This window comes from Flavobacterium araucananum (genome assembly GCF_002222055.1).
GTDB classification, from domain to species: domain Bacteria; phylum Bacteroidota; class Bacteroidia; order Flavobacteriales; family Flavobacteriaceae; genus Flavobacterium; species Flavobacterium araucananum.
The window spans coordinates 1-612 of sequence record NZ_MUGS01000137.1 but is presented as its reverse complement, the minus strand read 5'-3'; the positions used below and the strand labels follow the sequence as shown (position 1 = coordinate 612).

At 41.2% G+C, this 612-nt stretch carries 1 protein-coding gene; it reads left to right on the top strand.

The genetic code is table 11. From position 1 onward, the window contains the following. Nucleotides 1-612 (top strand): sulfatase-like hydrolase/transferase (locus B0A64_RS24840; RefSeq protein WP_165769885.1); only part of this gene is annotated, 612 nt, incomplete at both ends.

Genomic DNA, 612 nt, shown 5'->3' with positions numbered 1-612 from the left:
TGGGAAGAAAAAAACCTTCCAACCCTTACCTTTCTAAAGCAGAACGGATTTAGTTTTGACAGAGCTTTTTGTAATACCTGTATGTGCTCTCCCAGTCGTGCAACGTTATTTACAGGAACATATCCTGCTAAACATGGAGTGAGCCAAACTTTAACCGAAGGAGGTCTTTTATCTCCACAAGAACCAACACTCAGTAATGCGCTGCCTAATATCATGAATGTACTTTGGTCAGATGGCTATGATGTGCAATACAGAGGTAAATGGCATATGAGCAAAGGAGCAGCTCCCAATGGCACTAAAACGAATTATGAAGATTTAACCGCTGCAGATATTTCATTATATGGAGCAATGGGCTGGATTGCCCCAGATGCAGGTGAAGATGTTAATCCGCTTAATTTTGGTGGCGGATATGCGAATCATGATGCGAAATATACAGCCCAAGCTATACAATATATAAAAGAAGTAAAAGCTCAAAGAGTCGCAGGAAATCATAAACCTTACTGTCTTATTCTTTCATTGGTTAATCCGCATGATGTTTTAGCGTATCCAAAAACGGCCGGTACGTCGGGATACCATACAGATACTTGGTCAGGCAGGGAAATTGGACTTCCA